Genomic DNA, 26,513 nt, shown 5'->3' with positions numbered 1-26,513 from the left:
CGGTCAACAAGACCAGCATGATGCCTAAGCGTTTCGCGATCGGGCATTGGCATTCCTTTCCGTTTCGCTTTGTCCGATCAGACTAGCAATACGAAACAGCCCAAGCCTTGACGCAGGTCAAAGTCCCAATTCCAGTTCGTCCAGATAAGCCCGTGTTGCATCCTGAACCCGGCGAAATCGATCACCGCCCAGCTTTTTTCCGCCATACCATCGAGTGACAATGACGATATGACCGCTCAGTTCGGCCCTTTCCAGCATGCGCAGAATCACCATTCCGGCACCGCTTTCCCCGTCATCCGCCTTGAGCGCACCAGTAGGCAGGATTGCGGCCCAGGTATTGTGCGTGGCCTTGGCATAGCTTTTGTCAGATTTCAGGTCCTGCAGGACAGCTGCCACCTCGTCACGGGAACTGACCAAAGCGCCGGACACCGCATATTTCGATCCGCGGTCCGTCAAGACAACCCCCAACCGTTTCAGTCCCGTCATTGTGTCAGCCCAAGCTGCCGCGAGGTTTCCAAAACAATTTCGACGCGCTGAGCATTCGGTGGATGGGTGCCTAGAAAACGATCGCCCGGGTCAGGAATTCGGGCAAAATAGCGGGCTCCTAACAAGGGATTATAACCTGCCCGGTGCGTGATGATCGTTCCCAACCGGTCCGCTTCCAGTTCAAAGTCCTTGACATAAATCTGGGCACCCACCTGCGCGCCCAGCTTCTGCGCCTGTTCAAGATCGGCGTCATTTGCCCCCGCTATGCGTGCAAGCTCGCCAAAAATCGCGGCACTTTCCCGTGAGTTTTCGGACTGGCGGGGAATATGGCGCAGGATGTGATGAGCAGATTCATGCCCCATCACAAAGGCCAGTTCATCGGCGTTTTCCACCGATTGAATCATCGCGCGGGTGAAGATTATGACTGGTTGATTGTCGTCATCCAAGGTTTGAAAAGCATTTGCTGGTGCGCGAGGGTTCAGATCAACCACGATCGAAAAATCGCAGTTGCTGACATTACTGCGCCGCTTGCACTCTGCGCGCGCCACATCCCCGACCCTTTGACTGATTTCGCGAAAGGTCAGCACATCGACCTGAAAATCAGTTGAAGGTTGTTGCCATTCCTCTACCGGCTGAACGCGTAACGAACCGGTGTCACAGGCCGACAGAACCAGACCAAATATCATCAAGATCAGGCGACGCATACTATTTCCTTTGGTCCGGTCATGCCTTTTCGTCGAACATAGCCCGACACAAGGCGGTTCGCCACCGGACGATTTCCCAAGAACGGGTTGCATTGCAATGTTCCGCCCGGCAAGCTGGACACATGTTTTCGATTGAGCATGAATTCGACTCGACGGTCATAACCCTGGTGGACGAAGGCGAAAAGCCTTTGAACGAGGATGTGGTTATTAACAATTTTGCAGAATGCGTAACGCTGGAACAACTGGATCCGCGCACTGACCAGGTTCAGAAGATTACGCTTTCGCCCGAACAGGTTCGTGATCTGGCTGCGGCACTGGATCTGCCCGAAGGTGTTTACCAAATTCGCGAAACCCCCGATCAGGCCTGACACACAAAGACTTTCTCGCGCGATTTCTGGCCGCGCTTCAGGATCAGTGCGGACGGAGCAACCCCCAGCGCCACCGCCAGAAGCTCACGTGTGGCTTCATTTGCCCTGCCGTTTTCGGGCGGTGCAGTGATATATATTCTGATCGTTCCGTCCCGAACCAAAATCCTGTCTGCTGCGGCTTTCGGGGTAACCCTGACCGCAATCTCAGCATTCGGTGCAACACGGTCGCTCAGGTCTGGAAGATTTCTTAGTTTCGGTTTTCCCATTGGCACCTTCTGTTAACAAAGACCCTTGCACGGTTGGGCGGGGAATGAAATTGATCCAACTGGTCCAGCCGATTGCACTTGAAACTCGCCAGACGTTCAACCAGATACAGACAGCCTATGTAAAGGAAGTTAACATATGTCCTTGAAGAATCCGGCCGCTTTTGAGTTTCTGCAGACCCGTCGATCGCGCCCAGCCAAAACGTTGATTGAACCAGCCCCCGACCGTGAGCAGCTGATGCCCCTGCTGACCGCAGCAGCCCGCAGCCCGGATCACGGAAAACTGGAACCCTGGCGGTTCATCGTGCTTGAAAAAGGCGCAATGGGGCGCCTGTCAGGGCTAACGCAGGAATGCGGTGAGGCGCTTGGCAAATCCCCTCAAGACATTGAAAAAGCGCGCGGGCAGTTCGATTTAGGCCATCTCGCCGTCGCTGTGATCGAGGTTCAGAAGCCTTCGGAAAAGATTCCAGCCATCGAGCAGACCTATTCTGCCGGGGCTGTTTGCCTTGCTTTGCTGAACGCTGCTTTGACCGCAGGATGGGGCGCGAATTGGTTGTCTGGCTGGCAAACCCACGATCCGGAATTCTGTCGCAAGGCGTTTGAATTGCAGGATAACGAACGGGTTGCCGGTCTGATCCATATCGCGACCGAGGGCTCGACCCCGCCCGAACGCCCCCGCCCGGATGTTGATGCCCTGACCGAATGGGTCACAGAATGATCATCCTCAACGCCTTTTTTTCAGCGCTTGGTCAGATCGGAGACCCGAAATTCCGCGGGGTTCTGCTGCGAGGTATCGGCCTGACCATCCTGATGCTGATCGCAGCCTGCGCCGGTGCAATTTGGCTGATCAACCGGCTGTCAGGGGACGAGATATCGCTCCCATTCATTGGTGCAGTTCCCTGGCTGAATGACGTCCTCAGCTATTCCGGCATTTTCCTGGTGCTGATCCTGCCAGTGTTTCTGATGATTCCCGTCGCCTCAGCCATCACGTCTGTGTTTCTGGACGATGTCGCGCAAGCTGTAGAGGACAGGCATTATCCGAGCCTGCCCGCGGTTCCACGCATCCCGATAGGCGATGCGATCACTGACGCGCTTGGCTTTATGGGCGTGTTGATCCTGGCCAACCTTCTGGCGCTGATCCTTTATGCGATCTTCACGCCACTGGCCCCGTTTATCTTTTGGGCGATGAACGGATTTCTGCTGGGGCGTGAGTATTTTACGCTGGCAGCCATGCGCCGTATCGGGCGTGAGGGCGCGCGAAAACTGCGGGCACAACATTCGTCAACAATTTGGCTTGCGGGCACATTGATGGCCATCCCACTGTCTATTCCGCTGGTGAACCTTGTGATCCCGATTATCGGAGCTGCTACATTCACGCATATCTTTCATAAGCTGTCAGGGCCAACGCCCTGACGCCTAGTTTCGCGGCTCCATTTGATTTAGCCAATCGAAATCCCGTACCGAAATCACGCCCGAAATAATAATCCCTGCAATGATAGCCCAGAGCATGACCGACACCCCGGTGGTGATCCATAGCTTTTTCTTCATGTGATGCACTTCCGGGGCCCCTGAATGGGTGCCGGGAACGACCTCGCCCAAATCACCCTGGGTCTTGATGCGGATCGGCAGAATCACCAAAAGCGTCATGAACCAGATGACGGCAAACAGAACCAGTCCTGCAGTGATCGTCATGTGTACACCTCCGGTGTTTATACTTGTTCCAACTCGACCAGACAGCCGTTGAAATCTTTGGGATGCAGGAAAAGAACCGGTTTCCCGTGCGCGCCGATCTTGGGTTCACCGCTACCCAGCACCCGGGCGCCGGTTTCTTTCAGGTGATCACGCGCGGCAATGATATCCTCCACCTCATAGCAGACATGATGAATTCCGCCGGCGGGGTTCTTCTCTAGAAAACCGTTGATCGGGCTGTCATCGCCCAAAGGATAAAGCAACTCGATCTTGGTGTTGGGCAATTCAATGAACACCACAGTAACGCCGTGATCAGGTTCATCCTGCGGCGTGCCAACCTTGGCACCTAAAGCGCTGCGGTACTGTTCAGACGCCGCCATAAGATCAGGGACGGCAATGGCAACGTGGTTTAAGCGGCCAATCATGGAACTCTCCTACCTTCTGAGTTGCAGCGGTTATGGGGACAGATCAGGCAAAGGACAAGTGCGCCAAATTGCCGTTAACCCCGTGTTAGCCAGAAGTTCCTAGCGTGAAGCATCTGCTGAATAGGAGTTCTGCCATGGACGATTCGAGCCCCTTCACCGCACCCGCACAGCCAACGGCCACGCGGCCGCTGCTGGGACAAACCATTTTGGTTGTTGAAGACAGCCGCTATGCCTGCGACGCTATCCGGTTAATGTGTTTGCATTCGGGTGCGCGGATCAGGCGGGCCGATTGCCTGAAGTCCGCCCGGCGCCATCTTCAGATCTATCGACCTTCGGTGATCTTGGTGGATATGGGGCTGCCAGATGGCTCTGGTGCTGATCTGATTGCCGAATTGGCCATGACTACGCCCCGGATCGGAGCGATCCTGGGCATGTCAGGAGACGACAATTCAGAAACCCTTGCGACAGAGGTTGGCGCGGACGGGTTTCTTGCCAAACCGCTTAACTCACTGTCCTATTTCCAATCGTCTATTCTGAAATGCCTACCTGAAGACCGCCGCCCCTGCACGCTCCACGCCGTTCGGGATGAGGTGATATGCCCCGATCCTATGGCCTATCAGGACGACATGGCACATATCGCAGATGTTCTGGCCGGACCGAATGACCATCGGTCACTGGACTATGCGGCCCAATTCCTGCGCGGCGTTGCCCGTGATGCTGAAGATACGGTTCTGGCCGAAGCCGCCCAGCAGTTGGCAGCCTCACGCGCCGCAGGTATGCCCATCACCGCTCTGACAGCCCAAGTTGCGGGAATAGTGCAGGCCCGTCTGGAACAGCGCGAGGCTATCTGAAGTGACAACCGCATATCTAATTACCGCATCGCTCCTTTGTCTGTGGGCATACAGACAGACACGCGTCAGCGCGCGTGACATTCGGAACAGCCGCGAGAGGAAAAAGGACCATTTCCTGTAAACCCGCTAACAGCGAATTGGGAATGGGTTGAAAACAGAAAAAACCGCCACAGGCGACTGTGGCGGGTTTTCTATCAGTCCTGAGGGATAATCCGCAGGCCCAACTCCATCAGCTGGTCCGAGGCCGGGTCGGACGGTGCCTGCATCATCAGATCCTCGGCACGCTGGTTCATCGGGAACATCATGACTTCGCGGATATTGGCTTCATCGGCCAAAAGCATCACGATCCGGTCGATACCAGCTGCACAACCACCGTGCGGCGGGGCGCCATAGTGGAAGGCGTTGAACAGCGCGCCAAAGCGGGTTTTCACCTCATCCGCGCCATAGCCAGCCAGCTCAAAAGCCTTCAGCATGATCTCGGGCTTGTGGTTCCGGATCGCGCCCGAGACCAGCTCGTATCCGTTACAGGCCAGGTCATATTGATAACCGCGCACGTCCAGAGGATTACCCTGCAGCGCCTCCATCCCGCCCTGCGGCATCGAGAAGGGGTTGTGTTCAAAGTCGATCGCACCGGTTTCTTCGTCTTGCTCATAGATCGGGAAATCGACGATCCAGGCAAAGGCAAAGCGGTCTTTCTCGGTCAGGTTCAGTTCATCACCGATCACATCGCGCGCCCTGCCGGCCACCTTTTCAAAGGCTTTCGGTTTGCCGCCAAGGAAGAACGCAGCGTCTCCGACGCCCAGACCCAACTGCTGGCGGATCGCCTCGGTCCGTTCAGGGCCAATGTTTTTGGCCAGTGGACCGGCGGCCTCCATCCCTTCGCCCTGATCGCGCCAGAAGATATAGCCCATACCGGGCAGACCCTCTTTCTGGGCAAAGGCGTTCATGCGGTCGCAGAACTTGCGGCTGCCACCCGTCGGCGCAGGGATAGCGCGGATTTCGGTGCCATCCTGCTCCAACAGCTTCGCGAAAATCGCGAACCCAGACCCGCGGAAGTGGTCGGAGACCACTTGCATTTTAATAGGATTCCGCAGGTCGGGCTTGTCGCTGCCATACCACAAGGCCGCGTCCTTGTAGGAAATCTGCGGCCAGTCCTGATCGACTTTACGGCCGCCGCCGAACTCTTCGAACACGCCGGTCAGAACGGGCTGAATCGTGTCGAATACGTCCTGCTGCTCGACAAACGACATCTCAAGGTCAAGCTGGTAGAAATCGGTGGGTGAGCGGTCGGCGCGCGGGTCTTCGTCCCGGAAGCAGGGCGCGATCTGGAAATACTTGTCAAAGCCCGACACCATGATCAGCTGTTTGAACTGCTGTGGGGCCTGCGGCAGCGCGTAGAACTTGCCCGGGTGAAGACGTGACGGAACGAGGAAATCGCGCGCGCCTTCAGGCGAGGACGCCGTGATGATTGGCGTCTGATACTCGCGGAAGCCCTGATCCCACATCCGGCGGCGCATCGAGGCAACAACGTCCGAGCGCAAGGTCATATTCTGCTGCATCACTTCGCGGCGCAGGTCCAGATAGCGATAGCGCAGGCGCGTTTCCTCAGGGTATTCCTGATCGCCGAACACCATCAGCGGCAGCTCGTCAGCGGCGCCCAGTACTTCCAACTCGCGCACGTAAACTTCGATCTCGCCCGTGGGCAATTTCGCGTTCACCAGATCAGCGGCGCGCGCTTTGACTGTGCCATCGATACGGATACACCATTCCGAGCGGACTTTTTCCAGTTCGGCGAATGCCGCGCTGTCGCCGTCGCACAAAACCTGTGTGACGCCGAAATGATCGCGAAGGTCGATGAATAGAACGCCGCCGTGATCTCGGACCCGATGCACCCAGCCAGACAGGCGAACGGTTTCACCGACATTGGCGGCGGTCAGAGCGGCGCAGGTGTGGCTGCGATAGGCGTGCATGGATCATATCCCTTCGGGCGCAGAATTGGTCGGGCCGATACACCGCGTCAGACTGGGAAAGTCAAGGCAAGTCGCACCGTCAAAACGGCCTTTGCACGTTGCCTGAGTAGAAATAGATGCCCAGACCCACCGCAAAGATGATGTTCCCCGCGATGGCATGCAGCAGAACCGCATAGAAAAACGATCCGCGTTTGCGATAGGCCCAGGTGAACAGCAACCCTCCGGCAAATGTCATCAGAGCTACGATCCAGCTCCAATACATCAAATGCGCAAGCGAGAAGAGCGATGCATTCAGCAGATAAGCTGTGCGTCCATTGGGCAGGATCGCGTGGTAACGACGAAAGAACAGCGACCGGAACAGCAGCTCTTGCGGCAGGGCGGAAACGAATGGGTAAAACACCCAAATCATCGCCAGCAGCTCGGGTTGGTTGTGCAACAGGAAAAAGGCAGCTTCGGGACGGGTCAGTCGTACTAGCGCAACACAAAACAGTGTCATTCCCACAGCAAAGCCGGCGACTTCGGGCCAGGACCAGTTGCGCCAGTTATATCGCAATTCAGCCCAAGCAAATCCGTGCGTGAAATGCAACAACACGATCCCGATGGCCGTAAAGGTAAACAGCGATGGAAACATCCAGTTTGGCGGGAAAAGTACGGCGATCAGCACAGGTATGGCGACGAAGAACAAACCGAATTCCAGTCGCAACCAACGGGAAGATGCTGCGGCTTCAGCCCAATCGGTTTGCCTGTTCACAGTACCGCCAATTCTGCCCAGATCAGGCCTCGCAAGGAATTGCCCATCCAGAACCTTTCCGCGCTTTGCAGGTTGGTCATGGTCAGCACCGCCTCGCTGACTTTATTATTTTCCAGCAAGTCTTCGCGCAAGATCCCGGGAAGCAAACCGGAGGACAAGGGCGGCGTCAGGCAACGACCATCGGGCATGCCCAGAAAGATGTTAGTGATGGTGCCCTCGCACACTTCGTCACGCTCATTCAGAAACAGCCACTCATCTACGCCCTCGGGCAGTGCCGCCCGGGCCCGGTCATAAACATCGCGCTGCGTCGTCTTGTGCTGCAACCAGATATCAGAGGCGGCAAGCCTCGTATTGGAAACTGCGACCCGCCAGACGGACGGGTTATCCGCCAGTGCACCAGTTGTCACGCCAAACCCGCCACTGATGTCCATCGTCAATCGACAGCGCAACGAGATTGAACCCGCAACTTGGTCAAGCGTTGCAATCGCGCGCCCTGCATCGAAAGGAAGCCCCAATGCCCGTGCCGAACGCTCCATCCGGGCCAGATGTTTTCCAACACGCACAAACCCGCTCTCTGGCCGGAATGCCAGCGTTTCGATCAGACGGAAGTCAGGGTCAGCTGGTGGGCGAAACGTGCCTTCCATAGCGCTTCCTCATATTCGGATGGGGCAGTGCTGTCCCAAACGACGCCCCCACCCACATTCAGCGTGGCCTTGTTGCCGTCGACCATCAGCGTGCGAATAGCCACGTTGAACTCGGATCGCCCGTCTGGCGCGGCCCAACCGATAGCACCACAATAGATATCGCGTGGCCAGGGTTCGAGATCGGTCAAGATCTCCATCGCGCGAATTTTGGGCGCGCCTGTGATCGAGCCGCAGGGAAATAACGCGTTTAGGATATCGGAAAGTTCTGCCCCAAGATGCAGCTGTGCCTGCACCAGCGAGATCATCTGATGCACGGTTGCATATGTTTCGACCTTGAACAGCTCGGGCACCTTCACCGACCCCGGCAAAGCGACGCGGCTGATATCATTGCGCAGAAGGTCGACGATCATGAGGTTTTCGGCGCGGTTCTTGTCGTCAACCGACAGGAAATCGCGGCGGCGCGCATCCTCGGCCATGTCTTCGCTGCGCGGCTGCGTGCCCTTCATCGGGCGGGTTTCGATCATCCGATCAGCATCGGTGCGAAAGAACAGCTCGGGCGAACGGCTGAGCAGATCGGGCAGACCATCCTGCAGCACCAACGCCCCGTGACCAACGGGCTGGCCTGCTGCCAGTGCGGCATAAAGCGCGGCGCTGTCGCCTTGGACCGTCAGATCAATGGGGAACGTCAGGTTGGCCTGATAGATATCCCCGGCCCCGATCGCATCGTGGACCAGCTGAAAGGCGCGTGCATATCTTGCCTCGTCCCAGCGCGGTGTGAATTCGGCAACACCGCCTAGGGGTGCGGGCAGATCGGCCTGGCCTGGCGCATCATAGGCGCCGAAACACAGCAGTGGCAGGCGGCGGTCAGTAGGCATCCGGACCAACAGGCGGGGTTCCAACGCATATCCAAGCTCATAGCTTGCATAACCGGCCAGCCAGGCCCCATCCGCGCGTGCCTCATCCAGCGCCGCCAAAGCCTGTGGCACGTCTTCCGCTTTGTCTGCGCGGATCACCCGGTCTGGCCGTTCGAAATAAGTTCCCGATCCGGCCGGCCCCTGATCAAAACGAATACGCACGTGCATCCTCATTTGTCGTGCTGCGCGGTATAGACAATACGGCGGTAAGGGAAAGAGGGGAAAGCGGCAATTTCGCCCCTGTTTCCGATACCTCTTGAACCTTTTGGCGCGGTCCCTATAACGCAGAACAATTTGGGCACGCGGGCGGTGCCCTGACTCGCAGTTAACCGAAGGAAACAGGCTATGCCGAGAAGAACCGACATCCAGTCGATCATGATCATCGGGGCGGGCCCCATTGTCATCGGTCAGGCCTGCGAATTCGACTATTCAGGCGCACAGGCCTGTAAAGCCCTGCGCGAAGAAGGATACCGGGTCATTCTGGTAAACTCAAACCCGGCGACAATCATGACCGATCCCGGTCTGGCTGATGCCACTTATATCGAGCCGATCACGCCCGAAGTTGTCGCCAAGATCATCGAGAAGGAACGCCCCGACGCCTTGTTGCCCACAATGGGTGGGCAGACCGGACTGAACACCTCACTTGCACTGGAAGAGATGGGCGTACTGGACGAGTTCGGTGTCGAGATGATCGGTGCGACCCGCGACGCCATCGAAATGGCCGAAGACCGCAAACTATTCCGCGAAGCGATGGATCGGCTGGGCATCGAAAACCCCAAGGCCACCATTGTTACCGCCCCCAAGCGCGACGACGGCTCCACCGATCTTGATGCTGGCGTCCAGATTGCCTTGGGCGATCTGGAAGACATCGGCCTGCCTGCCATCATTCGCCCCGCCTTTACCATGGGCGGCACCGGCGGCGGTGTGGCTTATAACCGCGAGGATTATATTCACTTCTGCCGCTCGGGCATGGATGCCTCGCCGGTAAACCAAATCCTCGTCGATGAGAGCCTGCTGGGTTGGAAAGAGTATGAGATGGAGGTGGTACGCGACACGGCCGACAACGCCATCATCGTCTGTTCCATTGAGAATATCGACCCGATGGGTGTGCATACCGGCGACTCGATCACCGTGGCCCCTGCCCTGACACTGACCGACAAAGAATACCAGATCATGCGCAACGGCTCCATCGCCGTTCTGCGCGAGATTGGGGTCGAGACCGGCGGTTCGAACGTACAATGGGCGATCAACCCCGAAGACGGCCGAATGGTCGTGATCGAGATGAACCCCCGCGTGTCGCGTTCGTCCGCGCTGGCGTCCAAGGCGACCGGGTTCCCGATTGCGAAGATCGCGGCCAAACTGGCTGTTGGCTATACGCTGGACGAACTGGACAATGACATCACCAAGGTCACGCCCGCCTCCTTCGAGCCAACCATCGACTATGTCGTGACAAAAATTCCGAAATTTGCGTTCGAAAAGTTCCCCGGCTCTGAACCTTACCTGACCACGGCGATGAAATCGGTGGGTGAGGCCATGTCCATTGGCCGCACGATCCACGAATCGATGCAAAAGGCGCTGGCCTCGATGGAATCCGGCCTGACTGGCTTTGATGAAGTGGAAATCCCCGGCCTGAACGTTGGTGTCTGGGACGAGGTCAGTGACAAAGTCGCGGTGATCAAAGCGATCAGCAAGCAAACCCCCGACCGTCTGCGCACCATCGCGCAGGCCATGCGTCACGGTTTGACCGATGATGAGATTTTTGGTGTCACCAAATTTGACCCTTGGTTCCTGGCCCGCATCCGCGAGATCATCGAGGCCGAGCGTCAGTTGCGCAAAGACGGCCTGCCGGTGACCGAAGAAGGCATCCGCAGGCTGAAAATGCTTGGCTTTACCGATGCGCGCTTGGGCAACCTGACAGGCCGTGACGAAGGCAATGTACGCCGCGCCCGCCGCAATCTGGGTGTTAACGCAGTGTTCAAACGCATCGACACTTGCGCTGCCGAGTTTGAGGCGCAGACGCCCTATATGTACTCGACCTACGAAGCCCCTATGATGGGTGATGTTGAGTGCGAGGCACGCCCGAGCGATCGCAAAAAGGTCGTCATCCTTGGCGGCGGCCCGAACCGGATCGGTCAGGGGATCGAGTTTGACTATTGCTGCTGTCACGCCTGTTTCGCACTGACTGAAGCGGGCTATGAAACTATCATGATAAACTGCAACCCCGAGACCGTGTCGACCGACTACGACACCTCGGATCGGTTGTATTTCGAGCCTCTGACCTTCGAGCACGTGATGGAAATCCTGACGAAGGAACAAGAAAACGGCACGTTGCACGGAGTAATCGTGCAGTTCGGCGGTCAGACCCCGCTGAAACTGGCAAATGCGCTGGAAGAGGAAGGCATCCCGATCCTCGGCACCACGCCAGACGCCATCGATCTGGCCGAAGACCGTGAACGCTTCCAGGCGCTAGTCAACGATCTGGGCCTGAAACAGCCCAATAACGGCATTGCCTCGACCGACGAGCAGGCGCTGAAAATCGCCGAGGATATCGGCTTTCCGCTAGTGATCCGCCCGTCCTATGTACTGGGTGGCCGCGCGATGGAAATCGTGCGCGATATGGACCAGCTGCGGCGCTATATCAACGAGGCCGTGGTGGTCTCGGGCGACAGCCCCGTGCTGCTGGACAGCTATTTGGCGGGCGCGGTTGAACTGGATGTCGACGCCCTGTGCGACGGCACGGACGTACATGTCGCAGGCATCATGCAGCATATCGAAGAGGCTGGCGTGCATTCGGGCGATAGCGCCTGTTCGCTGCCGCCCTACTCGCTGTCGAAAGAGGTGATTAGCCGGATCAAGGATCAGACTTTCAAGCTGGCCAAGGCGTTGAACGTTGTCGGCCTAATGAATGTACAATTTGCGATCAAGGATGACGATATCTACCTGATCGAAGTCAACCCGCGCGCCTCACGCACCGTGCCATTTGTGGCCAAAGCCACGGACAGCGCCATTGCCTCCATCGCCGCGCGTGTGATGGCCGGCGAGAAGCTCGCGGATTTCCCGTTGCGCCCGGCTTACAAGACCGTGGACGACACCAAGATCGCCGACCAGATGACACTGGCAGACCCGGATATGCCGTGGTTCTCGGTGAAAGAGGCGGTGCTGCCCTTCGCCCGGTTCCCCGGCGTCGACACTATTCTGGGGCCTGAGATGCGCTCGACCGGAGAAGTCATGGGCTGGGACCGCGACTTCCCCCGCGCCTTCCTCAAAGCACAGATGGGTGCGGGAATGGTGCTGCCATCCTCGGGACGTGCGTTTATTTCGATCAAGGATGCCGACAAGACGCCTGCCATGCTTGAGGCCGCACAGGTTCTGGCCGCACAGGGCTTTGCCCTTGTCGCCACCCGCGGAACGCAAAGCTGGCTGGCCGAGCACGGTATTGCCTGTGATCTGGTCAACAAGGTCTACGAAGGTCGCCCCGACGTGGCTGACATGCTTAAAGATGGTCAGGTACAGTTGGTGATGAATACCACCGAAGGTGCACAGGCGGTCGAGGACAGCAAGGCCATCCGGTCCATCGCGCTCTATGACAAGATCCCATATTTCACCACCGCCGCCGCCAGCCACGCTGCCGCGTTGGCGATAAAGGCGCAGGCCGAAGGTGATGTCGAGGTCAGGTCCCTGCAAGGCTGACCTTCTCCCACTACACCAGAATAAAGCAAAACCCCCGGTCCATGACCGGGGGTTTTTCATTTAGACAACCGGCTGCGGTGGTTTCTTGCGCCGTTCCTCCGGCAGGAAGAACACCATGTAGAACACGGGGGCCGCCACCATGGTAAGGACCGTGGCAAAGGCCAGACCACCCATGATGGTCACCGCCATCGACCTGAAGAACGCATCCGTCAACAACGGAGCCATACCCAAAATCGTCGTGATTGCGGCCAGCATCACCGGGCGCAAACGCGAGACCGAAGCCTCGATGATCGATTCACGCAGCCCCTGCCCGGTTGCACGTACCAAATCGATCTCTTCGACCAAAACGATACCATTCTTGATCAGCATCCCCGATAGGCTAAGCAGTCCCAGTAGCGCCGTAAATGTGAACGGCAGACCCGTGCCCAGCAGACCGATCACCACTCCGTTTACCGACATCGGTACCAACAGCCAGATAATGATCGGCTGACGAATGGCGTTGAATATCAGCACCGAAATCAGAACCATGATCAACAGGCTCAACGGCAACTGACGACCCAGGCTTTTATTTGCATCGCCAGCATTCTCGAACTCTCCACCCCATTCCAGTCGATAGCCCGCTGGCAGCTCCATGCTTTCGATGGCTGTGCGGACTTCGGAATGAACCTGCGCAGCTGTCAAATCCGGCGGGATGTCGGCCCCTACCGTAATGGTCAGCACACGATCCCGGCGATGAACCAGCGTATTGAGTGCCTTATATTCGAACCTGTCGACCATCTGCTCGATCGGCACGAATTTCTGCGACTGGTCCGAGAATACAACCTGATCCACGATCGAATAATCCCCGTCCACCGGGCGGCGCAAGATGATCGGAATCAGGCGGTCGCGTTCGCGGAACACACCACCAGTGATCCCATCGGTCGAGAATTGCAGAGTCGCCGCGATATCTTCGCGCGACACCCCTGCGGTCTGCGCCCGTTCGGTCGCATAAATTGGCTGGACAGCCAGCCCTTGTTCGCGCCAGTCGTGATAGACGTTCAGCGCATTGGGCGAGGCCGCGCGCATCGTCTGCACAGCCTCATTCGCAAGTTGCCGAAGCACCGCCGGATCGCTTCCCGAGAAACGGGCCTGAATTGGATCACCGCCGCCAGGACCAAAGACCAGCCGCTTGGTGCGGAACTTGCCTTCGGGGAACTGCGCCGAGCCAAACGCCTCGAGATCCGCCCGCAAAGCCGGAATGTCATCCAAGGTTTCCGTCCGGATGATCATGTGACCGTAGCTGGGGTTCGGTTTTTCCGAAGAGTAGGTCAACAAAAAACGAGTTGCTCCTTGCCCAACAAATGTCGTGACAGATACCACATCGTCCCGATCCGCCAGCCAGTTTTCGAAAACAGCCATATCCTCGGCGGTGCGCGCAATGGGTGTGCCCTGCGGCAGGTTGTAATGCACGAAAAACAGCGGTGTATTCGAGTCTGGAAAGAACTGTTGTTTGACCAAACCAAATCCTGCGAAACAGACCACGGTAATGCCCACCAGCATTGCAATCACCATCCAACGGAACCGCAGCGCCCAGTTTAGGATCGCGCCATAAACACGGAACATGATCCCGCCATAGGCATCAATTTCACCTTCTTTGCCCTGCTTGAAGAAATAGTGCCCAAGCATCGGAGTCACCGTCAGCGCCAGGGTCCAGCTCAGCAGCAGCGATATCCCGATAACAGCAAATAGCGAAAACAAGAACTCGCCCGTCGCATCAGGGCTAAGACCAATCCCGGCAAAAGCCATGATGCCAATCACCGTTGCTCCCAACAGCGGGATTTGCGTTTTGGCCGCAGCCTCATCCGCCGCATCGCGCGAATTCTTGCCGCGCAGCATTGCAATCTGCATTCCTTCGGCCACCACAATGGCGTTGTCCACCAACATACCCATCGCGATGATCAAAGCGCCCAACGAAATTCGTTCCATTTCGATCGAGAACAATGCCATGAACAACAACGTGCCAACCACGGTCAGCAACAGAGTTGTTCCCACAACCACAGCCGCGCGCCAACCCATGAACAGGGCCAAAACCGCAACAACAATAGAGACCGACAGCGCGAGGTTCACCAGAAAGTCGTTCGATGCCTGCTCAACAACGACGTGCTGCTGGTAAATCGGCAGGATTTCGACACCATAGGGGATCTGAGAATCCAACTCGGCAAATTTCGCGTCAGCACGCTTGCCGACCTCAACGATATTATCAGTCGAAAGCCCAGCGATACCCAGAGTGAAGGCTTCGGTCCCGTTGAACCTGATGATTAAATTAGGATCGGTTAGGCGACCACGATGTACATTCGACATATCGAACAGGTTGATAACCTGGCCCTGCGATCCTACAGAAAGGCCAGCAATGGCGGAAACCGTATCGGACCCTTCGGCGGTTAATATCGCGGTCCGGCCATCTTCTGATCGCAATGACCCCGACGAGTTTACCGAGTCCGCATTTGTAATCGCGTCGGTAAGCGCCTGCAGAGGCACGTTCTGGTTCACCGAAATAGACAGGTCGGGTTCGATAAAGATCGCCTCTTGCGGCAGGCCCATCACCTCGACATCCGCGACACCGTCAACCGTCAGTAGTTCGCGCCGAAGAAATGTGGAAAGCTCATGTTTTTCAGCGTCCGAGAAGCCCTCGGCCGTGACCGCATAAAACAAGCCAAACACATCGCCAAACCCGTCATTGACCAGCGGATCACCCACCCCCGATGGCAGCTCCCGTGAGGCGTCACGGACCTTGGCGCGCAATTTGGTCCAGATCTCCGGCAGCTCGGTCCCATCATAGGCTGAGTTAATCTCGACCTCGATCAGCGAAAAACCGGGCTGGTTCATTGATGTGATTGTCTTGACCTCGCCCATCTGCTGGATGACGGATTCCAGTGGCTCTGAAACCTCCAGCGCCACTTGTTCAGCCGTTGCCCCCGGATACTGGGTAGCGATGACGGCGTTTTTGATTGTGAAGGCTGGATCTTCCAGACGGCCAAGCGACAGAAATCCCCAGATGCCGCCGAACAAGGCGATCAGGATGACCAGCCATGTATAGATAGGGCGATCAATGGATGCGCGTGCGATGTTCATCAATCCGCCCCTTAGTTGGCAAGACCGGTAAAGCGGCGCACCACCTGACCGTCAATCAAAACGTCGCCGCCGGCGACAACGATTTCTTCCCCGTCACTTAGGCCGTCCAGTACGTTGACATCACCGGTTTCCGTGGGCTCGATGGTAACGGGGACGCGGCGCAGTGTCCCTTGGTCAGCCCCAGTCGGAGAAAACACCATTACGCCCAGCGCCCCTTCGACATCGGCCACAATGGCTGTAGGCGGAACAAAGATCCCCCGTTTCTGGTCCTTGACCCGAACAGTCACAGTAGCCGACGAACCAGGCAGAATTTGCAGCCCTTCAGGCGGTGTCAGGCCAAATTGGATGCGGAAGGTTTGACCGACACTTGAAGATTCGGCGTCGAATTCGCGGATCTGAAGCGGGAAGACTTCGTCGCTCACCGGAAATTTCGCGGTGATGGTGATGTCATCCTGCTGGCCCGACCGTTGAAACAAAATTTCGGGTACGTCGACCTCAATCCGAAGTTCGGACATATCATGGATGCGCACGATCGGGGTACCTGCGGAAACAGTGGTAAAGGCCTCGACCGCCCGGCTGGACACCAGCGCGTTAAATGGTGCCGTCAATGTCGCCTGTTCCAGATCGTAAAGCGCGTCACGCACAGCGATATCAGCCAGTTGCGCCGCAGTCTCAGAGTCGTCCACAGCCACTTGGCTGGCCGCAGTTCCCCGCAGCCGAGACAGGCGGGCCAGGGTCCGGTCCGCCTGATCTTTCTGCAGAACGGCACGATCATAGCGGCGCTGGAACGGCTCACGATCCAGCTCGGCGATCAGCTCACCCTTGGGGATGACAAATCCTTCAGCCACTGGCATTTCAACAATCTGTCCAGCCACCTGAAAGGCCAGATCAACCGTTTGCCGCGCAGCGACGCGACCAAAGAACTGACGTGTGAACCCAGGCGTGGTTTCCTTTACCACCATCAGCTTTACCGGCTTGGCAGCTTCTTCAGCCATGATTGAGCTGGAGAGAAAGATCAGGGCCACGCCCAAAGCAGAGATCAGTTTCATTTCTTCAGTCCCTCGGGAATTCCAGTTTTCAGTATGTTTTCCCGGATCTTCCGGGCCAGTCTTGCGAATTCTGCGGTTTCATCTTTGTTCAGTCCGGACGCGCGCTGAAACAGGGCGCCCGCTTGGGCCACAAGCATCTGGCGTGTTTCTGTGCCTTTTTCGGTCAAAACCAAAAGCCATGCACGGCGATCCTCTGGATCGCGTTCACGTCTCAGATAGCCCGCTTTTTCCAAGGCATCGGCGGTCGAGGTGATTGTCGAAGGAACTGACAGCATGTCAGCCGCTAAAACGCCCATGCGCCTGGGCTGGTCCAATTTGATCACCATATGGCATTCCTGATGGCTCAGCTCTATTTCGATGGCATCGAAGCTCTCCTCGAGCTTCCAATAGAGCGCATACACACCCATCATCGCCTGCATCTCGGGGCTTAAGCGATGCAACAGAGTGTTATGATCATGGGCCATGGGATGATTCCTTGCAGAATTTGACGCGTATATACTTCGAAAAACGAACTATTCAAGAACTGAAGCTCAATTTCCAACCAAGCTTAACATTCCCTCGGGTCAATCTCTCTTGAACAATACCAATCATAACGGCATTTTGGGTGAATCCAGAAATCCAGGACCCAACATGTATACGCCAGCAATCACCGGCTCGGGTGTTTTCACGCCAGATAATGTCATTACGAATGCCGAGCTCGTTTCGGCCTTCAATGCATATGCCGACAAGATGAACACCCAGAACGCAGAGGCGATTGCCGCTGGTGACGTTGAGCCGATGCAGCATTCGTCTGAAGAGTTCATTCTGAAGGCCTCCGGAATCGAAAACCGCTATGTGATGGACAAAGCGGGCGTTCTGGATCCCGACGTGATGCACCCGCTGTTTCGTCAGCGCTCTGACGATGAACCTGGCATCATGACCGAAATGGCCGTTGACGCCTGCAAGAAAGCGCTGGCACAGGCCGGGCGCAACGGGGACGATGTTGATCTGGTAATCTGCGCGGCTTCGAACCATGAACGGGCTTATCCTGCAATCGCGATCGAGATCCAGCATGCGCTGGGATGCAAAGGGTTCGGATTCGACATGAACGTTGCCTGTTCTTCGGCCACGTTCGGCATTCAGGCGGCAGCGGATATGGTCAGGTCCGGTTCGGTAAAATGTGCGCTTGTGGTAAACCCCGAGATTTGCACGGGCCACCTGGAATGGCGTGACCGAGATTGCCACTTTATTTTTGGTGACGTGGCAACGGCCACCGTGATCGAACGGATCGAGGATGCGACCGGACCGCATTTCGAGATTTTGTCGACCAGCTGCGCCACGGATTTTTCCAACAACATCCGAAACAATAATGGCTTCCTGCGTCGCACTCGGCCAGAGGGATTGACCGACCGCCGCGACATGCAGTTCATGCAAAACGGCCGTAAAGTGTTCAAAGAGGTTCTTCCAATGGTCAGCAAACACATTGCCGATCACATGGACGCCGAAGGGATCAGCAACGCCGATCTCAAACGTCTTTGGCTGCATCAGGCGAACAAAACGATGAATGATTTCATCGGTAAAAAAGTCATGGGCCGCGAACCCGCCCCCGGAGAGCAGCCAAACATCCTGCAAGACTATGCGAACACGTCCTCGGCTGGGTCGATCATCGCATTTTCGAAATACTCTGACGATTTCACCGATGGCGAGATCGGCCTTATCTGTTCCTTCGGAGCAGGGTATTCCGTGGGTTCGGTAATCGTGAAACGGCACGGTTAAGACAACATTCCGCGCAACTACAAATTCGTACAAAAAAGCCGGGCTCATTCGACCCGGCTTGGTTGTTTGATCCTTGTTTCAGCACTGGCATCACCCCGTCCGGCGGCAAGCGGCAAAAGCCCCAGTATGCGAGCGTTCAGATCGGGTCAAGTTTGACCTAGCATATCATGAGTATCGGTACGCACACCAAACTGGATCAAGACACCCAGCTTCCCTTGCCTCAGCTCACGCTTTCTTCTTCCAGGTGCAGCTTCATCTCGATCAGAACATGCTGCAGCAGGCTGGTTTCCTTCAACAGGCGTTTGGCCTCGTTCACCGTGATGATACCGTCTTCGATAGCAGACTGGTATTCGGTCATAAGCATGGCAAAGCGTTGGCTCAACGCGATGACATCCGAATTCACACCTCCGGTGCGAGGAGCGTCCGTGTTGCGGCCATCATATGACAGCGTAATGTTCTTGAGGTCGGCCAAAGCCGACGTCACATGCGGAAAGTTGGCCACCGCTTCAAGGCGAGCAACTGCATCAACCGGCATGAACCGATCAGCATGCTCAGCATTATCTGAATAATATCGGCCAAGCGTGGCTTTGGATTTACCCGTGATCTCGCACGCGGACTCAATTCCAACGTCCTTGACCAACGCTTCGGTGTGCTTTTTGAGATAGGCCCCGATATCTGCCATGTTTTTACCTTTGCTACCTGCCTTCCCCACTACATCTGCCATTGCGGGGGAAAGGGAAATGAAATTTCCCATACCTGATTCATAATTGAAATGCGATATGTTGGCTATCCCTCAGATATGCGAGGGTTTTGTGAGTGAGTGGCGGCAATAATGCCGGTAGCGAGTGATAGCGGGGCACATATTAGCCCCGCTTCGTTTAGGCCGCTTATAGGCCGAAGGCGTCGCTGTTGTGAGTGCAGGGGCTCCATCCCCAAAGAGCGTGAGCTCATCCCCTAACTGGACAACGGCGGCGTCGCTCATTTCGCCACATGAGATGGCTTGCCCAGGCGGGGCTGGCGAATTAGACCCGAGCCATGGCAAAACTTTACTTCAACTACTCGACTATGAACGCGGGCAAATCGACCGTGTTGCTGCAGGCCTCGCATAATTATCGCGAGCGCGGCATGGATACTTACCTGATGACGGCCGCATTGGATGGGCGCGCCGGTGCTGGGAAAATTGCCTCGCGGATTGGGATATCATCCGAGGCTGATACTTTTGACACCGATGATGATGTTTTCGCCATGATCGAAGCCCGTCTGGCGCAAGGCAAAATTGCATGTGTCTTTATCGACGAAGCCCAGTTCCTGACCGAAGATCAGGTCTGGCAACTGGCCCGCGCCGTAGATGACCTGAACGTGCCGGTGCTGGCTTATGGGTTGCGGGTCGATTTTCAGGGCCGGCTGTTTCCCGGATCGGCCGCCTTGCTGGCGCTGGCGGATGAAATGCGTGAGGTTCGCACGATCTGCGAATGCGGCCGCAAGGCAACAATGGTGATTCGTCAGGACGAGAATGGAAATCCCATCACCCAAGGTGCTCAGGTCCAAATTGGTGGCAACGAAACCTATGTCTCGCTGTGCCGCAGGCATTGGCGCGAGGCGGTGGGCACCTAAACCTGATTTGGCAGCGGGCGCCCCTGAACAAAGGCCGCAACATTATCTAGCGCCATGTGGCCCATAGCGCTGCGGACCTCCTCAGTCGCGGTACCCAGGTGGGGCAACAGGGTCACGTTCTGCAAATCTATCAGAGCTTGCGGCACTGCGGGTTCGAATTCGTAGACATCCAGACCCGCACCCGCGATTTGCTTTTCTTGCAACGCCGAAATCAGGGCCGATTCATCCAATACCTCTCCCCGAGAAATATTGATCAGGATGGCAGCAGCGTTCATCGCCTGCAGCACCTGCGCATTGATCAGATGCCGGGTTTCGACACCGCCCGGCACAGCCAGGATCAGGAAATCGACACCGGCAGCCAAAGCTTTGAGTTCTGGGACATAATCCGCCGGAAACTCTAACTCCTTTGGACTGCGCGATTGATAGGCGACGTGCATACCAAACCCATAGTGGCAACGTCGCGCGATGGCTTGCCCAATGCGCCCCATGCCCACAATGCCGACCCGTTTGCCGGTCACGTGATGGCCCAACATCTGTGTCGGGTGCCAGCCCTGCCAAAGGTTTGAACGTACCAGCCGTTCGCCTTCTCCGGCGCGGCGGGCCGTGGACAGCAGCAATGTCATGGCGATATCGGCAGTCGCATCTGTGACAGCGCCCGGCGTGTTGGTCACGGCAATTCCGGCGTTACGGGCCGCGTCCACATCAATGTGATTGTACCCAACCCCAAAATTCGCCAGCAGTTTGCACCGCGGTTCTGGCACCTCAGCAAATATCTGGGCCGAGAACAGGTCGCCCAAGGTCGGCACCACCACATCGAATTCGGACAGCGCATGCCCCATTTCCTTGGGTGACATCGGCAAGGTTTCACTGCGCATCTCTGCGTCGAACTCCGCGCGTGCACGTGCTGCGACAGAGGCGGTCATCGGTCGGGCAATGAACACACGCATCAATGCATCCGCCCACCGGTTGGAACCTTGCCATCCGGCCCGATCAGGACGATCTCACCAGTCTCATCGGGCAATCCCAACACAAGCACTTCGGACATGAACTTGCCGATCTGGCGCGGAGGGAAATTTATCACCGCCATCACCTGCTTGCCCACCAATGAGGCGGGATCATAATGCGTAGTGATCTGGGCCGAGGTTTTCCGCTCGCCGATATCTCGTCCAAAATCGATCCACATCTTGATCGCTGGCTTGCGCGCTTCGGGGAAGGGCTCGGCGCGGATAACCTCGCCGACGCGAATGTCGACCTTGAGAAAATCGTCGAATGTAATTTCACTCACGAGACAGCTCCTTGGACCGATCGGTTGCGGCTTTAACAGCGCGGTGCAGCAGGTCGGGAAAACCGAATTCGTCGTGCATCAGGACCTCAAGCGCGGCCTGCGTGGTACCATTAGGCGAAGTGACATTGACGCGCAGTTGCGAAGGGTCCTCGTCAGACGCCATGGCCAAGGCCCCTGCCCCGGCGACCGTGGACTTGGCCAGCCTCATCGCCAAATCATGTGGCAGGCCCTGAGCCTGACCCGCAGCAGCGAGCGTTTCTATAAGGTGGAATACATAGGCAGGGCCGGACCCGCTCAGCCCGGTAACGGCATCAATCTGCGCCTCATCCTGCAATCTGACCGTCTCACCGACCGCAGATAGCAGGTTTTCGGCTAGGGCCAGATCCGCATCCGAAACAGCAGAATTTCCAATCAACGCTGTAATTCCCTGTCGGATCGCCGCCGGGGTGTTCGGCATGGCACGCACGATTGGTGTTTTCTGGCCCAACACCTCTTCGAATGTGGAGATTGAGGTGCCCGCCGCGACCGACACGAACAGGCTGCGCCCGCCGCCCAAGGCTGTAATTGCGGGCAGCGCATCGCCCATCATCTGCGGCTTTACCGCGACCAGCACAACTGCAGGCGCCTCGGGTAGCGGGGTATTGATGTTGACGCCCGACGATTTCAGCCAATCCGACGGGAAAGGGTCAATCACCCAGACTGACGAGGCAGGAAGGCCATGCTCTAACCACCCGGCAAGCATGGCCGATCCCATCTTTCCGCATCCCAAAAGCACCAGCCCCTGTTCGGCGACGCGTGACATGTCCATGATTGCCCCTCCGCTTATTTGGCTCGGGGCAAAGCTTTACGCGCGGCCGTAGGCCTCTGCAATGGCGACTTGCATCGCGTCTTCCGGGGTACGGTTGCCCCATGTGACCAGTTGGATCGCGGGATAATAACGCTCGGCGCTCAGGACCGCTGCAGTGATCATCGTATCAATCTGTTCCGGGCTGGCCATCTGACCACCCGCAAGAACCAGACCGTACCGGTAAACCATCAGCTTCTGATTGGCCCAGTATGTGAAGGCCCCGGCCCAGCACTGATCGTTCATCTTGTTCAGCAGTTCATAAAGCTCGGTCTCGCGCGCCTCAGGTGGCTCCATCTCGAACGAGCACACCATACGCAGCGTTTCGTCATAATTCGACCAGGCTAGCGTAATCGAGTAGGTGCGCCACTGTCCTTCGACAGCCATTGCGATCTGATCATCCCCGATCCGATCAAAGTCCCAATCGTGATGTTCGGCAAGATGTTCAACAATGTCGATCGGATGAAGGTCTTCTTCAAGAAACTGCTCGGAAAGGGCCATAATGCCACCTCACTAATTTCTAGCATTTCGGGGCTGGCAGCGCCCCAGCGCTAGTTGCCTGCTCTACAAGCCGGGCTTCCCCCATAGGCCTGTACTAAATATGGTGCGCTGTGGGTGGTGGCCTGACAACCCCCATTTTTGGGGATAACAGCAATAAGTTGTGGATAGCTGGCAACGGGGATCAAAATATTGGCATCAGATGCAGCTTTGTCTTGATTAATTCCCGCAAGACGGCATGATGCACAACACCGCACAACCCAGAACCGGATTGAGCGGCGTTTGTCTTTTTTCGAAAATTTCGCGGGGGATTATTCGCCCAGCTTGGCTTCCAACGCTGCAATGCGCGCCTCGAGCGCTGTGTTTTCCTCGCGCGCTTTCTGAGCCATGGCACGGACAGCGTCGAATTCTTCGCGTGTGACGAAATCGCGATCAGCCAGCCAACGGTCGATCATCGACTTCATGGCGTTCTCCGCCTCGTCCTTTGCGCCTTGGGCAACACCCATGGCGTTGGTCATGAGTTGGGAAACATCATCCAGAATCTTGTTGCGGGTTTGCATGGTTATCCTCCGATTTGGCGGTTGGTCTCTATATGGGGAATGATTGGCGCAGGCTCAAGGTTGACTTAACCCTCAAAGCCCGGGCAATGAGACGCACATGCAGGCTGTTCTGAATTTCCCCGATCTGTCGCCCGAACTTTTCTCGATCTCGCTGTTCGGGATGGAGTTCGCACTTAGATGGTACGCCCTCGCCTATATCGCCGGGATTGTGATTGCATGGCGCCTGGGGGTGATCGCCCTAAAGCGCCCCGCCCTGTGGCCCGACAAGGCGCCACCTATGCAACCCGCCCAGCTTGAGGATCTGATCACCTGGATCATCCTGGGCGTGATTCTGGGCGGGCGACTTGGGTTCGTGCTGTTTTATCAACCAACTTATTACCTTTCGAACCCGATCGAAATTCTGATGGTCTGGCAGGGCGGCATGGCCTTCCACGGTGGATTGCTAGGCGTCGTCGTGGCCTCATATATCTATGCAAGACGTCACCAAATTTCGATTTTGCCGCTTGCTGATCTGATCGCGCATACCGTGCCGCCTGGGCTGTTATTGGGTCGTGTCGCGAATTTCATCAACGCCGAACTGTGGGGAAGGCCCAGCGACCTGCCCTGGGCCTTTGTATTCCCCGGTGCCGCCGCCCAAAACTGCCCGGAGGTTATTGGTCTTTGCGCCCGCCACCCCTCTCAGCTTTACGAAGCCGCGCTTGAGGGGTTGCTGCTGGGTGCCTTGCTCTTGTGGCTGGTCTATCGGCGCCACGCTTTCCAAAGACCTGGATTGGTCACGGGAGTGTTTCTGTCCGGCTATGGCGCATCGCGTTTCATTGTCGAGTTTTTCCGGCAGCCCGATGCGCAGTTTGTTTCACCCGGAAATCCGCTTGGACTTGCCTGGCAAATGGGCGGCTACGGCCTGACCATGGGCCAGTTGCTATCTTTGCCAATGATTGCCCTTGGCCTTTGGCTGGCTTTACGCGTTAAGGCCAAGTGATGACCCTCGCCAACCTCTTACAGGCTCGTATCGCACAAGACGGCCCGATGAGTGTAGCCGACTATATGACCGAATGCCTGCTGCACCCGACACTGGGATATTACACCACCCGCGATCCCCTTGGCCCGCAGGGCGATTTCATCACCGCCCCGGAAATCAGCCAGATGTTTGGCGAACTGATCGGGCTCAGCCTTGCGCAATGCTGGATTGACCAGGGGCGTCCGGGCCGTTTCACGCTAGCGGAGCTGGGTCCCGGGCGCGGAACGCTGATGGCTGACATACTGCGTGCAACACAGGGCGTGGATGGCTTTCACGCGGCGGCAGATATTGTTCTGCTTGAGGCCTCACCAACCCTGCGCACCATTCAGGCAAAGACGCTGGATGCCTATGCTCCACGCTGGATTACATCGGTCACCGATCTACCCGATTCCCCGCTTTTGCTGGTGGCAAACGAGTTCTTTGACGCTCTGCCCATTCGCCAATTCATCCGCGATGACAGCGATTGGCGGGAACGTTTGATCGGGATGAAGGACGAATCACTGGCTTTTGGCCTGGGGCCGCGGTCGCCACAGATCGCTTTGAAGAACCGGCTTGAGGACACGCAGGATGGGGATCTGGTCGAGCTTTGCCCTTCGGCCATACCGATCATCACTGTGATCGCCGGACGGATCGCGACACATGGCGGGGCCGGACTGATCCTGGATTATGGCGACTGGCATTCGCTTGGGGATACTTTTCAGGCGCTACATGCCCACAAGCCGATAGACCCGCTTTCCAGCCCCGGACAAGCTGATCTGACCGCCCATGTGGACTTCGAACCTCTGGCGAGCGCAGCGCGAGCTGCGGGCTGCGCCCATTCGCGCCTGACACCCCAAGGCGTTTTTCTGGAACGGCTGGGCATCACTGCGCGGGCGCAAGCATTGGCGAAACCACTCAGCGGGTCCAAGCTTGAGGCGTTGATAGCCGCACATCGCCGGTTGACGCACCCAGAGGAAATGGGAAACCTGTTCAAAGTACTGGGCCTGTACCCATCTTATGCCGCATTACCACCGGGACTGGAATCATGACGCTGGAAATTCTGACTTCGGATCTCTTGTCATCCGTACGCCATGGTTTTTTCTGCCGCCGAGGCGGGGCCTCATCCGGGATATTTGCAGGGCTCAACTGCGGTCATGGATCATCTGACCAGACCGAGGCTGTCGCGATAAACCGTAACCGCGTAGCGGATGCGATGGAGGTCGATCCCGGATCCCTTATCGGGGTGCATCAGGTGCATTCACCGACGGTCATAACTGTTGATGGTCCAATCGACGGGGAAAAGCCTAAAGCAGACGCGTTGGTTACGGCCTATCCCGGGCTGGCGCTGACCATCCTCACGGCGGATTGCCAACCTGTTCTTTTTGCCGACACCCACGCAAAAGTGATAGGAGCTGCACATGCGGGTTGGCGCGGCGCGCTAGACGGTGTGCTTGAGGCCACGTTGGACTCCATGGAGGCGCTAGGAGCACGGCGCGAGAATACAGTGGCTGTCATAGGGCCCACAATCTCTCAAACTGTGTATGAGGTCGGACCCGAGTTCCTAGAAGAATTTGCCACTGAATCATCAGAAAACCTGCGATTCTTCGCAAATGGAACGGGTGATCGGATGCAATTTGACCTCCCGTCCTATGGGCTGCACCGGTTACGTCAGGCTGGTGTCGGGCATGCAGAGTGGATTCGTCATTGCACCTATTCGGACCCGAACAGATTCTATTCGTACCGCCGATCGGTTCATGCAAAAGAAGCCGACTACGGCCGCCTGATTTCCGCCATCAAACTGTGACGCGTGTCCTGATTGTGGCGAAATCGCCGCTTTTTAGCCACATTTGTTGTGTCTATATGAGTCGCCAAAATTAGGTTTTATTGCCCTCTCTCAGATGGTTATCTGCATATTTCTGAATGTGAGCGCGGCTAGATTAAGAAAAGGAAACAACCAACTTTCTTTTGTCCCAGATTCAACCCGCGTCAGCCTTATGGCTGCCTCAATATCGCGACACGTTAGTCTCAGATTGGGTCGTTAGGCA

At 56.8% G+C, this 26,513-nt stretch carries 28 protein-coding genes; 10 read left to right on the top strand and 18 right to left on the bottom strand.

Annotated elements, in window-relative coordinates; all coding sequences use genetic code 11:
- Positions 1–117: 117 nt before the first annotated feature.
- Positions 118–486, bottom strand: coding sequence for a YigZ family protein (locus tag AC2FGB_RS08975; RefSeq protein WP_142636608.1), 369 nt, complete (start codon positions 484–486; stop codon positions 118–120).
- Positions 483–1,190 carry a M48 family metallopeptidase gene (locus AC2FGB_RS08970; protein ID WP_271949271.1) on the bottom strand — a complete coding sequence of 236 codons (708 nt, stop codon included), beginning with the start codon at positions 1,188–1,190 and terminating at the stop codon, positions 483–485. The genes AC2FGB_RS08975 and AC2FGB_RS08970 overlap by 4 nt, the downstream gene beginning before the upstream one ends.
- 122 nt (positions 1,191–1,312) lie before the next feature.
- Here AC2FGB_RS08970 and AC2FGB_RS08965 point away from each other — a divergent pair, with 122 nt between their 5' ends.
- Positions 1,313–1,558 carry a DUF8831 family protein gene (locus tag AC2FGB_RS08965; RefSeq protein WP_271949269.1) on the top strand — a complete coding sequence of 82 codons (246 nt, stop codon included), beginning with the start codon at positions 1,313–1,315 and terminating at the stop codon, positions 1,556–1,558.
- Here the strand turns inward: AC2FGB_RS08965 and AC2FGB_RS08960 are convergent.
- Positions 1,549–1,824 (bottom strand): DUF167 domain-containing protein, encoded by a 276-nt coding sequence (locus AC2FGB_RS08960; RefSeq protein WP_496693873.1) that lies wholly within the window; start codon positions 1,822–1,824, stop codon positions 1,549–1,551. The genes AC2FGB_RS08965 and AC2FGB_RS08960 overlap by 10 nt on opposite strands.
- Positions 1,825–1,960: 136 nt before the next feature.
- Between AC2FGB_RS08960 and AC2FGB_RS08955 the strand changes: the two genes are divergently transcribed.
- Both AC2FGB_RS08955 and AC2FGB_RS08950 read left to right on the top strand, forming a co-directional pair.
- Entirely contained in the window at positions 1,961–2,539 is a 579-nt protein-coding gene (locus tag AC2FGB_RS08955) for a nitroreductase family protein (protein WP_281972678.1), read from the top strand.
- A complete protein-coding gene (locus AC2FGB_RS08950; RefSeq protein WP_282021506.1) occupies positions 2,536–3,234 on the top strand; it encodes an EI24 domain-containing protein in 699 nt (232 codons plus the stop codon). Before AC2FGB_RS08955 ends, AC2FGB_RS08950 begins: the two co-directional genes overlap by 4 nt.
- 3 nt (positions 3,235–3,237) lie before the next feature.
- Here AC2FGB_RS08950 and AC2FGB_RS08945 read toward each other — a convergent pair whose 3' ends face one another.
- Positions 3,238–3,513, bottom strand: a complete 276-nt coding sequence (locus AC2FGB_RS08945; RefSeq protein ID WP_496689574.1) for a DUF1467 family protein — start codon at positions 3,511–3,513, stop codon at positions 3,238–3,240.
- Positions 3,514–3,530: 17 nt separating this feature from the next.
- Positions 3,531–3,935 (bottom strand): methylmalonyl-CoA epimerase, encoded by a 405-nt coding sequence (gene mce / locus AC2FGB_RS08940; protein WP_281972677.1) that lies wholly within the window; start codon positions 3,933–3,935, stop codon positions 3,531–3,533.
- 134 nt (positions 3,936–4,069) lie between these two features.
- Between mce and AC2FGB_RS08935 the strand changes: the two genes are divergently transcribed.
- Complete coding sequence (locus tag AC2FGB_RS08935; RefSeq protein ID WP_496693874.1) at positions 4,070–4,786, top strand: response regulator; 717 nt, start codon at positions 4,070–4,072, stop codon at positions 4,784–4,786.
- Positions 4,787–4,980: 194 nt separating this feature from the next.
- On the opposite strand, the gene aspS is transcribed toward AC2FGB_RS08935, so the two are convergent.
- From aspS to AC2FGB_RS08915, 4 genes are all read right to left on the bottom strand, one after another.
- A complete protein-coding gene (aspS, locus tag AC2FGB_RS08930; RefSeq protein ID WP_496693875.1) occupies positions 4,981–6,756 on the bottom strand; it encodes an aspartate--tRNA ligase in 1,776 nt (591 codons plus the stop codon).
- A 79-nt stretch (positions 6,757–6,835) separates the two neighbouring features.
- A complete protein-coding gene (locus AC2FGB_RS08925) occupies positions 6,836–7,507 on the bottom strand; it encodes a CPBP family intramembrane glutamic endopeptidase (RefSeq protein ID WP_496689569.1) in 672 nt (223 codons plus the stop codon).
- Positions 7,504–8,151: an aminotransferase class IV family protein gene (locus tag AC2FGB_RS08920; protein ID WP_496689567.1), complete on the bottom strand. Its 648-nt coding sequence runs from the start codon at positions 8,149–8,151 to the stop codon at positions 7,504–7,506. Before AC2FGB_RS08920 ends, AC2FGB_RS08925 begins: the two co-directional genes overlap by 4 nt.
- On the bottom strand, positions 8,106–9,233 hold the full coding sequence (locus tag AC2FGB_RS08915) for an aminodeoxychorismate synthase component I (RefSeq protein WP_496689565.1): 1,128 nt from the start codon (positions 9,231–9,233) through the stop codon (positions 8,106–8,108). The genes AC2FGB_RS08920 and AC2FGB_RS08915 overlap by 46 nt, the downstream gene beginning before the upstream one ends.
- Before the next feature lie 177 nt (positions 9,234–9,410).
- Between AC2FGB_RS08915 and carB the strand changes: the two genes are divergently transcribed.
- Positions 9,411–12,755 carry a carbamoyl-phosphate synthase large subunit gene (carB, locus tag AC2FGB_RS08910; RefSeq protein ID WP_271949249.1) on the top strand — a complete coding sequence of 1,115 codons (3,345 nt, stop codon included), beginning with the start codon at positions 9,411–9,413 and terminating at the stop codon, positions 12,753–12,755.
- Between the two features lie 60 nt (positions 12,756–12,815).
- On the opposite strand, the gene AC2FGB_RS08905 is transcribed toward carB, so the two are convergent.
- The 3 genes from AC2FGB_RS08905 to AC2FGB_RS08895 are packed head-to-tail and all read right to left on the bottom strand — an operon-like array spanning position 12,816 to position 17,379.
- The gene (locus AC2FGB_RS08905) at positions 12,816–15,866 is read right to left on the bottom strand and encodes an efflux RND transporter permease subunit (protein WP_496693876.1); all 3,051 of its coding nucleotides are present in this window, start codon (positions 15,864–15,866) and stop codon (positions 12,816–12,818) included.
- An 11-nt stretch (positions 15,867–15,877) separates the two neighbouring features.
- Positions 15,878–16,915: an efflux RND transporter periplasmic adaptor subunit gene (locus tag AC2FGB_RS08900; RefSeq protein ID WP_271949243.1), complete on the bottom strand. Its 1,038-nt coding sequence runs from the start codon at positions 16,913–16,915 to the stop codon at positions 15,878–15,880.
- Positions 16,912–17,379, bottom strand: a complete 468-nt coding sequence (locus AC2FGB_RS08895; RefSeq protein WP_185956678.1) for a MarR family winged helix-turn-helix transcriptional regulator — start codon at positions 17,377–17,379, stop codon at positions 16,912–16,914. Before AC2FGB_RS08895 ends, AC2FGB_RS08900 begins: the two co-directional genes overlap by 4 nt.
- 166 nt (positions 17,380–17,545) lie before the next feature.
- Here AC2FGB_RS08895 and AC2FGB_RS08890 point away from each other — a divergent pair, with 166 nt between their 5' ends.
- Positions 17,546–18,670 carry a beta-ketoacyl-ACP synthase III gene (locus tag AC2FGB_RS08890; RefSeq protein ID WP_496689561.1) on the top strand — a complete coding sequence of 375 codons (1,125 nt, stop codon included), beginning with the start codon at positions 17,546–17,548 and terminating at the stop codon, positions 18,668–18,670.
- Positions 18,671–18,890: 220 nt separating this feature from the next.
- Here the strand turns inward: AC2FGB_RS08890 and AC2FGB_RS08885 are convergent, their stop codons facing one another.
- Positions 18,891–19,352, bottom strand: a complete 462-nt coding sequence (locus tag AC2FGB_RS08885) for a hypothetical protein (RefSeq protein ID WP_142636888.1) — start codon at positions 19,350–19,352, stop codon at positions 18,891–18,893.
- 353 nt (positions 19,353–19,705) lie between these two features.
- On the opposite strand from AC2FGB_RS08885, the gene AC2FGB_RS08880 reads away from it, so the two are divergent.
- On the top strand, positions 19,706–20,284 hold the full coding sequence (locus tag AC2FGB_RS08880; RefSeq protein WP_142636576.1) for a thymidine kinase: 579 nt from the start codon (positions 19,706–19,708) through the stop codon (positions 20,282–20,284).
- On the opposite strand, the gene AC2FGB_RS08875 is transcribed toward AC2FGB_RS08880, so the two are convergent.
- The 5 genes from AC2FGB_RS08875 to AC2FGB_RS08855 form a co-directional block, all read right to left on the bottom strand.
- Positions 20,281–21,231: a 2-hydroxyacid dehydrogenase gene (locus AC2FGB_RS08875; RefSeq protein WP_496693877.1), complete on the bottom strand. Its 951-nt coding sequence runs from the start codon at positions 21,229–21,231 to the stop codon at positions 20,281–20,283. The genes AC2FGB_RS08880 and AC2FGB_RS08875 overlap by 4 nt on opposite strands.
- Complete coding sequence (locus AC2FGB_RS08870) at positions 21,231–21,569, bottom strand: tRNA-binding protein (protein WP_496693878.1); 339 nt, start codon at positions 21,567–21,569, stop codon at positions 21,231–21,233. Before AC2FGB_RS08870 ends, AC2FGB_RS08875 begins: the two co-directional genes overlap by 1 nt.
- The gene (proC, locus tag AC2FGB_RS08865) at positions 21,562–22,377 is read right to left on the bottom strand and encodes a pyrroline-5-carboxylate reductase (RefSeq protein WP_142636570.1); all 816 of its coding nucleotides are present in this window, start codon (positions 22,375–22,377) and stop codon (positions 21,562–21,564) included. The genes AC2FGB_RS08870 and proC overlap by 8 nt, the downstream gene beginning before the upstream one ends.
- 36 nt (positions 22,378–22,413) lie before the next feature.
- Complete coding sequence (locus tag AC2FGB_RS08860) at positions 22,414–22,914, bottom strand: type III secretion system chaperone family protein (protein WP_142636568.1); 501 nt, start codon at positions 22,912–22,914, stop codon at positions 22,414–22,416.
- Positions 22,915–23,222: 308 nt separating this feature from the next.
- On the bottom strand, positions 23,223–23,471 hold the full coding sequence (locus AC2FGB_RS08855; protein WP_142636566.1) for an accessory factor UbiK family protein: 249 nt from the start codon (positions 23,469–23,471) through the stop codon (positions 23,223–23,225).
- Between the two features lie 97 nt (positions 23,472–23,568).
- Between AC2FGB_RS08855 and lgt the strand changes: the two genes are divergently transcribed.
- From lgt to pgeF, 3 genes are read left to right on the top strand one after another with little or no spacing between them, the layout of a single operon-like run.
- Positions 23,569–24,450, top strand: a complete 882-nt coding sequence (gene lgt, locus AC2FGB_RS08850; protein ID WP_496693879.1) for a prolipoprotein diacylglyceryl transferase — start codon at positions 23,569–23,571, stop codon at positions 24,448–24,450.
- Positions 24,450–25,517: a class I SAM-dependent methyltransferase gene (locus AC2FGB_RS08845; RefSeq protein WP_142636562.1), complete on the top strand. Its 1,068-nt coding sequence runs from the start codon at positions 24,450–24,452 to the stop codon at positions 25,515–25,517. The genes lgt and AC2FGB_RS08845 overlap by 1 nt, the downstream gene beginning before the upstream one ends.
- Entirely contained in the window at positions 25,514–26,272 is a 759-nt protein-coding gene (pgeF, locus tag AC2FGB_RS08840; protein WP_496689554.1) for a peptidoglycan editing factor PgeF, read from the top strand. Before AC2FGB_RS08845 ends, pgeF begins: the two co-directional genes overlap by 4 nt.
- The last annotated feature ends 241 nt before the right edge of the window (positions 26,273–26,513 follow it).

Source organism: Ruegeria sp. CDSC021, assembly GCF_059610845.1.
The sequence above is the reverse complement of the archived record's forward strand: the minus strand, read 5'-3'. Positions and strand labels throughout refer to the sequence as shown.